General features: G+C 34.9%; 5 protein-coding genes. 4 read left to right on the plus strand and 1 reads right to left on the minus strand.

Annotated features, from left to right (window positions below; translation table 11 throughout):
- Positions 1-82 precede the first annotated feature (82 nt).
- Positions 83-4,033, minus strand: a complete 3,951-nt coding sequence (locus tag AC6CH4_RS05910) for a hybrid sensor histidine kinase/response regulator transcription factor (protein ID WP_498101055.1) — start codon at positions 4,031-4,033, stop codon at positions 83-85.
- A 391-nt stretch (positions 4,034-4,424) separates the two neighbouring features.
- On the opposite strand from AC6CH4_RS05910, the gene AC6CH4_RS05915 reads away from it, so the two are divergent.
- The 4 genes from AC6CH4_RS05915 (at position 4,425) to AC6CH4_RS05930 (ending at position 11,468) form a co-directional block, all read left to right on the plus strand.
- Positions 4,425-7,442, plus strand: a complete 3,018-nt coding sequence (locus AC6CH4_RS05915; RefSeq protein WP_498101057.1) for a SusC/RagA family TonB-linked outer membrane protein — start codon at positions 4,425-4,427, stop codon at positions 7,440-7,442.
- 18 nt (positions 7,443-7,460) lie between these two features.
- Entirely contained in the window at positions 7,461-8,987 is a 1,527-nt protein-coding gene (locus AC6CH4_RS05920) for a RagB/SusD family nutrient uptake outer membrane protein (protein ID WP_498101059.1), read from the plus strand.
- A gap of 82 nt (positions 8,988-9,069) precedes the next feature.
- Positions 9,070-10,197 (plus strand): cellulase family glycosylhydrolase, encoded by a 1,128-nt coding sequence (locus AC6CH4_RS05925; protein WP_498101061.1) that lies wholly within the window; start codon positions 9,070-9,072, stop codon positions 10,195-10,197.
- Between the two features lie 242 nt (positions 10,198-10,439).
- The gene (locus tag AC6CH4_RS05930) at positions 10,440-11,468 is read left to right on the plus strand and encodes a glycoside hydrolase family 43 protein (RefSeq protein WP_498101063.1); all 1,029 of its coding nucleotides are present in this window, start codon (positions 10,440-10,442) and stop codon (positions 11,466-11,468) included.
- Position 11,469: the final 1 nt, after the last annotated feature.

The following is an 11,469-nucleotide window of genomic DNA, read 5'->3' on the forward strand; positions in this document are numbered from 1 at the left end:
TTAAAGATAATTAGAAAATGTGGCAATTAGATAATTATTAGCATCACAATTATCTCATTATCTAATTGGCACATTGGCACATTTACTTGTTCATCGCAATATAATCTGAAGGCGACATCGAAAAATGCTTTTGAAAGTTCCTGCCAAAGCTTGTCTGCGACTTATAACCCACCATTTCGGCAATTTCATACATTTTGTAATTTTCATTTAGAAGCAATTCTGCGGCTCTTTTTAAACGTACTATATTGATCAGTTCATTCGGGCTTAAGTTCGAGATATCTTTGATTTTTCGGTATAAAGTTGAACGGCTCATATTCATGATTTCGGCCAATGATTCGACGCTTAAATCTGGATCGGTGATGTTTTTAAGGATTTCATCATCCAATTTTTTTAGGAATTTTTCATCGGTTTTATTGTGTGCAATGCTTTTGATGTGCGAAAGTGGAGAACTGGCATAATAATTCATGATTTGCTTTCTGTTTTCAATTAAATTATTAGTTTGAACTTTTAAATAGTCCATCGAAAACGGTTTTGCAATATAAGCGTCAGCACCCACTTCTAAACCGTCAATTTGTGATTTAAGGGAATTTTTGGCTGTCAATAAAATTACCGGAATATGACTAGTTTCGAGATTGGTTTTAATCTCCTTGCACATTTCTATTCCGTCCATAACCGGCATGGAGACATCACTGATAACCAGCTGAATGTTTTCGTTATGAATGATTTTTAAAGCATTCTCTCCATTATCCGCTTTTAAAATCGTGTATGTTGACGCTAATTCGGCTGTAATGAAATTCAGCAAATCTTCATTGTCTTCGACAATTAAAATTTGTGATTTTTCATTTTTGGATTCTGTTTCAATTTTTTCAATTTTAGTCTGAACCTGCTCTTTTTCAGAATCGGTATAAAACATAAATTCTTCTTTTTGATGCAAAGGAACAATCAGTTCAAAAACATTTAATTCCGAATCCGGAATCAATTGTAAATTTCCATTGTGTAATTGTGTTAACGAATGCGCTAATGAAAGTCCAATTCCGGTTCCGGAAGTCGAATCCATATTATCAACTCTGAAAAACGGCTCGAAAATTTTGTCTTTTAATTGAAACGGAATCAAATCCCCATCGTTTTTAACCACCAAAGTCAGTTTTTTGTCGTCTCTAAATAAGGATATTGAAACCTTATCTTTAGAATATTTAATGGCATTACTGATTAAATTGCTCAGGATTTTTTTGAAAGCTTCTTTATCCACAAAAGCAAAGATGTCTTTTTCGCCCAATTCGAGTTCAAAATCAATTCCTTTTTCTTCAATTAACGGACTGAATCTTAAATGTAAATTTCGAACCTGAGAAGAAATATTCGCTTCCACGAAAGTGAGTTTCAATCCGCCAATTTCTGATTTTCTGAAGTCTAATAATTCGTTTACCAATTTCAATAATCTCGAAGTATTTTTCTTCATTATAGAAAGATTCTGAGGCACTTCAGGTGATTGATGTTCCATCACCAAAAGTTTCTCCAAAGGGCCTTTTATAAGCGTTAATGGTGTTCTTATTTCGTGTGCTACATTAGTAAAAAAGTCAATTTTAGCCTGATAGATTTCCTTTTCTTTTTCGTCGTTCAGATGCTTTATTTTTCGGTTATTTTTAATCTGTGTCAGATTTTGCGAATAACGAATGATGTAATAAAACGAACCGCAAATCAAAAGAAAATAGAAGAAATAAGCATAAGAACTCGCCCAAAACGGTGGCAGAATTACGATTTTTAGTTCCACTTCCTTACTCCAGACACCAAAACTATTCAGCGATTTTACTTTAAAAACATAATCTCCGGGCGCCAGTTCTGTAAAGAAAACTTTATTGTTTCTTTCGAGATAAACCCAGTCATTGTTAACGTTTTCCAGTTTATACCAATATTCTGTCAGTTCTGGGGCTGTGAAATTTAAAGAAGCAAATTCAAGATTAAATGACGATTGATCATTGTTGAGTTCGAGTTCGTCAAGATGCGAAATAGATTGTTTTATAGGAGAATCATTTTCATTCGCATCAACATCTTTATTATTGATCTGAAGATTGGTAATGAAAATTGAAGGCGTGTATTTGTTTTTGGTAAAATTCTTCGGATTGAAACTGATCATTCCGTTTAGATTTCCAAAATACATATCACCATTTGTATCTCTAAAAGCAGAACTGTAATTAAACTGATCGCTCAATAAACCATTGGCGGTGGTGTAGATTTTGATGTTTTTATGATTCGGATTAAACTTCACCAAACCTTTAGAAGTGGTCAGCCATAAATTTCTGGCTTCATCTTCTAAAATAGAATAAACCACACTGCTCGGAAGTCCGTTTTTAGTAGTAAACTTTTTGAAGGTTCTGGTTTTTTTATCAAATAAATTCAAACCATTTTCAGTGGCAAACCATAAGTTTTTATGGCTGTCTTCAAAAATAGAATTGATAGAATTATTGCTAATACCGTTCGGATTTTTATAATCATATATAAAAACCTCTTTTTTATGTGTTTTTGAATTATAAAAAAATAAACCATCCCTGTAACTTCCTGCCCAATAATTTCCATCACTATCTTCTTTAAAAACAGTATAATGAGTTGTTTCAGGAAACATTTTTAAGATATCAAAGTTGTCTTTTTGCTCATTATAACAATAAATTCCCATCGTGGTAACGACCATTAAATCTTTATTTTTTGTTTCTGCAAAAGAAAAAATAAAGTTGCTTCTCAAACCTGTTGAAGAATTATTGGCACTGTAATGCTTTATAACAAGACCTGATTTCCGATCCAAAACATCTAAACCATGTTCAAAAGTCCCAACCCAGATTTTGTCTTTTCGAGGCAATAAACCATGAATGTTATAATAGGAAACACCGCTTTTGCTTCCGTTTGGCAAATACGAAGTAAACTTTCCTGTTTTAGGATTAAAGCGATTTAAGCCGGCATCTTCGGTACCAATCCAAAGGTCGCCGGTATCATCTTTATGGATTTCCCTTACGGCGCTTCCTGTGATGGAATTCTGATTTTTCTGTGGAAAATATTTCTTGAATTGTGTGTATTGTTTCTGATGATAGTTGATTCCGCCAAAATAAGTACCAATCCATATTCCGTTTTCTTTATCAATTGTAATAGAGTAGGCGGCATTGTCTGAAATCGCATACGGATCGTTGTAGTTTTTTTTGAGATTAATGCTCGTTTTTGTTTTAAGATTATAAACGTAAACACCGGATTCGCTGGCAATCCAAAGTGCTTCATTGTCTTTTTTTCTGAACTGACGCACAAAAACAGGTTCTTTGGTGCTGAATTTCAAATCAGAAGTAGTTTTGTTTTTTCGATTATAAAGTAATACGCCGTGATCTTGCGTTCCAATCAAAATATTTTCGGAATCTAATGCATAAATTGTGGTAATCCTGAAATTAGCTTTATTGGAAGGCGGTGTTAAAACGATATTTTCAAATGAAAGACTTTCCTCAGAATAATGATAGATAGTGTTTAGAGAAGAAGCCCAAATTTCGCCTTTTGAATCCCTGGTGATTGAGGTTGCAATAAAATATTTGTTGGGACTAAAAGTTTTGGTTTCTTTCTTGATTGGCGCGTATTTGTACAATATATTGCCTGAAATAAACCAAATATTTCCCTTTTGATCATGATTAATATCGTTGATTCTGTCATTTATAGCTTCGTTCAAAACTGTAAATTGATCTGTTTTCTTGTCATACTGATACAAACCTTTATCAGTTCCTACCCAAATAGTGCCCTGATAGGCGTGCAACGATTGTATGTAATTGCTTCCGAGACTGTGAATGGGATCGTTTTGACTTCTGTACGTTTTAAAATGATAGCCATCAAATCTGTTCAGACCATCTTTAGTTCCAAACCACATAAAACCGTCTTCATCCTGAATGGAGGTGATTACAGTATTGTTTGAAAGTCCTTCTTCAACCTGAAAATGTTTAAAATAATATTCCTGTGCGTGAATAAAATTGGTCAAAAAAATCGAAAAAAATATAAAAAGAAAGAATTTACGCATTGTTATAATTTTTATTGAAAAAATGGGTTTCTGCAAATCGTGTCAATCTTATTCCAAATGTTGCAAGAATTTTATTTTTAGTCAAAATAGATACAATTTGAATCATTTGAGAGAGATATTGACACAAATGAATCATTTTATTTTGAATTAAAATCATCTACTTTGAATTTTCAAATAAATCAAATTGATAATTTTTAAGCAAAAAAAATATGCTATCAATAAAATAATGTTTGAAAAAATACATCATTAATAATTTAACAGAACAATGAACCCATTCTTACTAAAGAACAATATTACTTATTTTTTTGTTCGAATACCGGACGATTAAAATTTTTAATAATGAAAAGTTAACCAACCAAAAAAAATGAAAACTATCTAAAATGAAAAATCAATGAAAACAAAGTTCACTCAAATTTTAAAGCAGAGATATTACCTCTTGTTTTTCTTTAGTTTATTATTACAACAAACGTATGCGCAGGAGCAAATTACGATTACAGGAACAGTTACTTCAGAAACAGGAGATCCAATTCCTTTTGCGAATGTTTTAATAAAAAATACAGCAAACGGTGCTGCTACCGACTTTGACGGAAAATATTCTATTGTAGCCAAATCAAACCAAACTTTGATTTTTAGTTCGCAAGGATACAAAACCATAGAAACGGCTATTAACAATCGAATCACTGTAAATGCTTCTTTAACAGAAGATGCAATGAAACTTGATGAGATTGTCGTTGTAGGTTATGGTTCACAGCAGAAAAAAGATCTTACAGGAGCAGTTTCACTGGTAAAAGCAGACGAAATTACGAAAAGACAGGTTACAACTGTTGCTGATGGATTGCAAGGTTTAGTTACAGGTGTAAAAGTTCGTGGTGGCGGTCGTCCGGGACAGGAAGCCAATATCGAAATTCGTGGTTTAAAAAATCTTCAGAGTTCTAATCCATTATATGTAATTGATGGTTTAGTGACATCGGCCAATAGGGATTTTAATCCAAATGATATCGAAAGTATTCAGGTTTTAAAAGATGCATCTGCAGCAGCTATTTACGGTTCAAGAGCAGCAAATGGTGTTATCATTATTACAACCAAAAAAGGTAAGAAAGGTCCGCTTCAGGTTGAAGTTTCGGCAAAAACAAGTTTTACCACTATGCCAAGATATGATTTAATGGGAACTGAAGAGTTTACCAAATTAAACAATCAGGCTTATGATAATGCCGGATTTCAGAGACAAAACCTTAATATGGCAGTAAACACAGACTGGCAGGATGAAGTTTTTGAAACGGGAATGATTCAGGATTACAATGCCAGTTTTGCAGGAGGTGGAGAAAATTCTACTTTTTTCATGTCGGCTAATTATTTTGGAAATCAGGGAACTGTTGTGGGAACTGATTTTGACAGAATATCATTTCGTGTCAATTCAAGTGGTTCAAAAGGGATTTTCAGTATTGGAGAAAACCTGGCCATCAGTAATTCTAAAACAGATGAAATGTCCGGGAATCCAATTATTGATGTATACAGATTAACGCCTACAATTCCGGTTTACGATGCTTCTAATCCAGGAGGATACGGTTATGGAAAACAGGGTGTTGCTGATACTTTTGGTACAAATCCTTTGGCAATTGCAGATTTCGCCAATACTACAAATGAAAATTTCAGAATTAGAGGAAACGTCTGGTCAGAAATAAAATTTGCACCATGGTTAAAATACCGTTTCAATTTTGGATATGAAACCAGTGTTGACTCTTATGAATTTTTAAGAAAAATTGGTAACTGGTCATTAAACCAGCCGCCAGATCAATCGTACACAGATCAAAATAGAGGAAGATCACAAACATTCTTATATGAAAATACACTGAACTTCAAGAAAGAATTTGGCAAACATGACATCACTATTTTAGTAGGTCAGACTTTTCAAAAAGACACTTATGATCAAATTTACGGAACAAAGAGAAATCTTCCGATAAATTCAGCGACAGGTCAGTATTACACTGTTCTAAATCAGGGAGATTCTCCGGTAGTAGGAGGGTTTATTAATGAAGCTGCTTTGACATCTTATTTAGGAAGATTAGAGTACAATTATGATAATCGCTATTTATTCAATGCGGTGATCAGACGTGACGGATCATCAAGATTTAGCGATGGCAATAAATGGGGTAATTTCCCTTCTGTTTCTGCGGGATGGAGAATCAGCAATGAATCCTTTTTTAAATCAGAATTCATTAAAGATTTAAAATTAAGAGCGAGTTATGGAGAATTAGGTTCTGGAAATATTAGAGAGTATGAATCTAAAAGTTTTATTAATAATTTCGGACAAGTTGTTTTAGGAAACGGACAAGTTTTATATCCTTCTGCAACACAGGTAAAACTTGCCAATTCTCAATTACGTTGGGAAAAACTAAAACAAACCAATGTTGGGTTAGATCTTGGCGTTTTAAATAATGATTTGCGTTTTACGGCAGATTATTTTATTGCCCGTACAGAAGATGTATTATTTGGTTTCCCAATTTTATTAACCACTGGAAATGATGGAGGAAACCCAATTTCTAATGCTGCAACTGTTGAAAATAAAGGTATTGAACTGGAATTGGCGTACAGCAAAAAAATCAATGATTTCTCTTTTAATGCTTCTGTAAACTTTACAAAAGTAAACAACAAACTGGTTTCTTTAGGTAACGGCCAAAATGAAAATATTGTTGGAAACACGATGACCCGTAGCGGAAATCCGGTTGGAATGTGGTATGTACTGCAAACAGATGGATTGTTCCAAAATACAGCAGAAATTCAGAACTACAAAAATGCAGACGGAAAAGTAATTATGCCAAATGCTGTACCTGGCGATATCCGTTTTAAAGATGTTAACGGTGATGGAGAAATTACAAACGAAGACAAAGACATCGTTGGAAGCCCATGGCCGGAGTTTGAAATGGGATTAAACGCAGGAGCTGAATATGAATCTTTTGATTTTTCTATGAACTGGATTGCTTCGCATGGAGCCACTGTTTACAATGGATTCAGAAGTGTTGTAGATCGTTTTGATGATAATAGTAATTACAGAACAGGAATACAGCCGTGGACACCTGAAAATCCAAATACTGATTTTCCTAGAATTACAAAAGGATCAACCTTAAACTCAAGAGGAGACAGTGACCGCTTCTTAGAAAGCGGCGATTTTATCAGACTAAAATACATCGGGTTTGGATACAATTTGCCTGATAGTGTTTTACAAAAATCAGGTATTACCAGAGCAAGATTGACATTATCTGCACAAAACGTGATTACAATTTCTAAATACAAAGGTTTAGATCCTGAATTCAGCAATACTGGCGATAATAAGATTTTTGAACGAGGTGTTGATAATGGTGCTTTCCCGAATCTTCAGACCTATTCTTTTGGTGTTGAGTTTAGCTTTTAATTTTTAAAAAACAGCATAATGAAAAAAATAATAATAATAACCGTAGTTTTTCTGGGTCTCTTTTTTACATCATCTTGTGAAAAGGAACTGGACCTGAACAGCCAGACTGATATTGAAACAGAACAATATTGGAAAACTGAAAGTGATGCACAAGCCGGTGTTAACTCTATTTACGCCATGTTTTATAAAGATGGTTTATGGGCAAGATGGATTTATTTTCGTTTAGATTTAACTTCTGATGAAGGGTATAGTGTAAGTCCATGGACAGAATTGGCAGACTGGACAAGATTCAACTATATCAATTATAATTTTTGGGAAGGGAACAATGTAACATGGAGAGATACTTACAAAGCTGTTTTTAGATGCAATCAGGTATTGGCAAATGTTCCGAATATTACTTTTCAAAATGAAGATGATAAAAAGAAAATTCTGGCTCAGGCTAAATTCTTTAGAGCCCTACATTATTACTATGCAGCTATTCTTTGGGAAAACATTCCATTGGTTTTAGAACCTTCTAAACCGTCTGATTTACCACAGCAAAAAAATGTAACGGAGGTTTGGGCTCAGATCGAAAAAGATTTAAATGAAGCGTATGAAGATTTACCTGCCGACTGGGCAGATGATCAAACCGGAAGACCTGATAAAGGAGCTGCAAAAGCTTTTCTGGCAAAAACATATATGCAACAGCATAAATGGGCCGAAGCAAAAACAGCTTTAGAATATTTAATTTCTGGTGCGGGAGCTAAATACAGCCTGATGTCTAATTATAGAGACAATTTCACGGATGTTAATGAAAACAACAACGAATCTGTTTTTGAAATTCAGTTTGGAGATCAAAGAAAAGGAGGGACTGGTGAAGATCCAAACGCTGCAGTTTCAAGCAATCGTGCGCAATTTTTTGCACCAAGAAGTATTGGATGGTCAGACGGGCAGGCTCGTTTCTGGTTAGTAAATGCTTTTAAACAGGAAAAAAACAAAGATGGTAATCTGGATACCCGTTTAAGATATACTTTATATTATCCAGGTTTATTGGCTGATTTTGGAGATAAAACATATGGTAAAAATTGGGAATGGAACAATGACGAAGCCTGGTTCAGAAAAGGAAGCCGTGATTACTACAGAAATAATGAAGATTATTACAGCCAGGTTAATTACAGACTAATTCGTTATGCTGATATTTTATTGCGTTACGCTGAAGTTTTGAACGAATTAGGAAATACTGCGGGAGCCTATCAATATGTTGATTTGGTCAGAGCTCGTGTAAACATGAACACGCTAGCTGCGGCGCATCCTGAAATAGGAAATGATCGTGTTAAGTTTTTAGAAAGATTAAAAATGGAAAGAGTTTTAGAATTAGCTGGCGAAAGTGTTCGTTGGGAAGATTTAAAACGTTGGGGAGATCTAAATACGCAGGCTTCTGTTGATAAAATTGCGCTTCGTGATCCTGATTTCAAAAACTTCGTTGTGGGTAAAAATCAAAGATTACCAATTCCACAGGTTGATGTAGACAATAATCCAAATCTGGATCAACACCCTGAATATTAAACTATTTTTAAGGGAATCAGATTGAATGATCTGATTCCCTTACCATAAAAGAACGATTGTTCATACTTAAGAAAAATTTATAATGAGAAAGATAAAACTGTATCTAACTTTAATGTTAGCTGGACTACTATTGTTCAGTTGTGACAAAAAAAGAGAAATCTGGACAAAAGAACAAGCAAATGAATGGTATGCTGAACAGCCCTGGTTGGTAGGAGCAAATTACTACCCAAGTACTGCTATTAATCAATTAGAAATGTGGCAGGCTGATAGTTTCGACCCAAAAAGAATCGATCAGGAATTAGGCTGGGCCGAAGGAATTGGTATGAATGTAATGCGTGTCTATCTGCACGACTTACTGCACAAACAAGATGCTGAAGGTCTTTACAAACGCATGGATACTTTTTTAGAAATTGCCGATAAACATCATATCAAAATACTATTTGTTTTATTTGATTCGTGCTGGGATCCGTTTCCGGTTTTAGGAAAACAACGTGCTCCAAAACCGCATACGCATAACTCGGGATGGGTACAAAGTCCGGGACAAAAGGTTTTACAGGATACAACGCAATATCCGCGTTTAGAGAAATATGTAAAAGAAACGGTTTCTAAATTTAAAAAAGACGAACGTATATTAGGCTGGGATGTCTGGAATGAACCCGATAATATGACGGGACCATCATATGAAAAAGTGGAGATAAAAAACAAAGCCGCTTTGATTTTACCGCTTCTAAAAAACGTTTTTATCTGGGCAAGAGAAAGCAAGCCATCACAACCATTGACTTCAGGAGTGTGGGTTGGAGACTGGAGCGATCCGAAGAAAATGCTTCCAATGCATAAAATGCAAATTGAACAGTCAGACGTGCTTTCATTTCATAATTACAATACGCCTGCAGATTTTGAAAAAGTTATCAAACAATTGCAACTTTACGGAAAACCGCTGATTTGTACAGAATATATGGCCAGACCAAATGGGAGTACGTTTGAAGGTTTCCTGCCAGTTGCCCGCAAATACAATGTTGGTATGATCAACTGGGGACTAGTTGACGGAAAAACACAAACCAAATACGCCTGGGACAGCTGGACGAAACAATACGACGCTGAGCCGGAAGTTTGGTTTCACGAAGTTTTTCACACTGATGGAACGCCTTACATTAAAGCCGAAACGGATTTGATTAAAAAGATGACGGCTGAGGCGAATGAAAAGAATTAGATAATGTGTCAATTAGATAATTAGATAATTTTTTTGGAACGGATAAATAGCCACGAATTCACGAATTTTTTAATCTATTATACGCAATCATTCGTGAATTCGTGGCGAAAAAAAAACATTTTAATCCTTTAATGTGTGGCATGAATAATTAGAACATAATTTCAAAGAGTTTAAGGCATTATCTAATTTTCTAATTGACACATTGTCATATTAACATATTGACACATTTTAAAAAAATGAATATGATAAAACGACTATATTTTTTACTAGTAATTCTGGTTAGATTTTCTGCGGAAGCGCAACAACCAGATCCGCCGGGACAGGTGAAGGGAAATGAAAAACCTAAAAACGAAGCCTATCTTTTTGCTCATATGACGCATAACGATTATGGCAGATTGTATTATTCCGTTAGTTTGGATGGTTTGCATTGGGAGAATCTAAATAACGGAAAACGAGTTTTTGAGGAATATAAAGGCCATCCCGACATCTGCAAAGGCCCAGATGGGAAATATTACATCGCAGGAAATACAGGTGACGATGCAAAAAGCATTAATATTTGGGTTTCTGACGATTTAATTACCTGGAAAAAACATTCAGATTATACGCCCGATTTAAAAAGTACGCCAGATTATGCAAATGCTTTACAGCGAATTGGGGCACCAAAATTGTATTACGATGCTCCTTCAGGAAAATTTATTATGACCTGGCATACGCCGCATCTTGACGGAACAAAAGAAGATCCGGAACGTTATTGGGCAAGCCAGAGAACATTATATGTTTTATCTAAAGATTTAAAAACTTTTGAAGGAACTCCAAAACGTTTATTCGATTGGGATATGGGAACAATTGATGTTTTCATCCGTAAAATTGGCGATTCCTACTACGCTGTTATCAAAGATGAAACCTATCCAACCTTGTATTGGACAACTGGAAAAACCATTCGAATTGCAAAATCAAAATCGCTTTTAGGTCCTTATTCTTTGCCCCAGCAATCGATCAGCCCAAACTTCAGAGAAGCACCAATGTTGATTCCGTCACCGGATGATAAAATTTGGTATATGTATTACGAACAATATCCGGGAGTTTCGTACGGATTATCAATTGCTGATAACCTAAACGGACCCTGGTTTCAGGCTTCAGGATATACCTTTTTTGCTGATTGGGACAAATACAGTTTCCCTGAAAAAGTACGCCACGGCTGTATGGTTACCATTTCAAGAAATGAATACGATAGTTTGGTGAAGAAATTTGGCCTTACGAAAAAGTTATAAG

This window comes from Flavobacterium sp. GQ95 (genome assembly GCF_059758655.1).

Bases quoted from the DNA above. Each gene is read 5' to 3' on its own strand.
- AC6CH4_RS05910 (WP_498101055.1), bottom strand. From the start codon at position 4,033: ATGCGTAAATTCTTTCTTTTTATATTTTTTTCGATTTTTTTGACCAAT.
- AC6CH4_RS05915 (WP_498101057.1), top strand. From the start codon at position 4,425: ATGAAAACAAAGTTCACTCAAATTTTAAAGCAGAGATATTACCTCTTG.
- AC6CH4_RS05920 (WP_498101059.1), top strand. From the start codon at position 7,461: ATGAAAAAAATAATAATAATAACCGTAGTTTTTCTGGGTCTCTTTTTT.
- AC6CH4_RS05925 (WP_498101061.1), top strand. From the start codon at position 9,070: ATGAGAAAGATAAAACTGTATCTAACTTTAATGTTAGCTGGACTACTA.
- AC6CH4_RS05930 (WP_498101063.1), top strand. From the start codon at position 10,440: ATGATAAAACGACTATATTTTTTACTAGTAATTCTGGTTAGATTTTCT.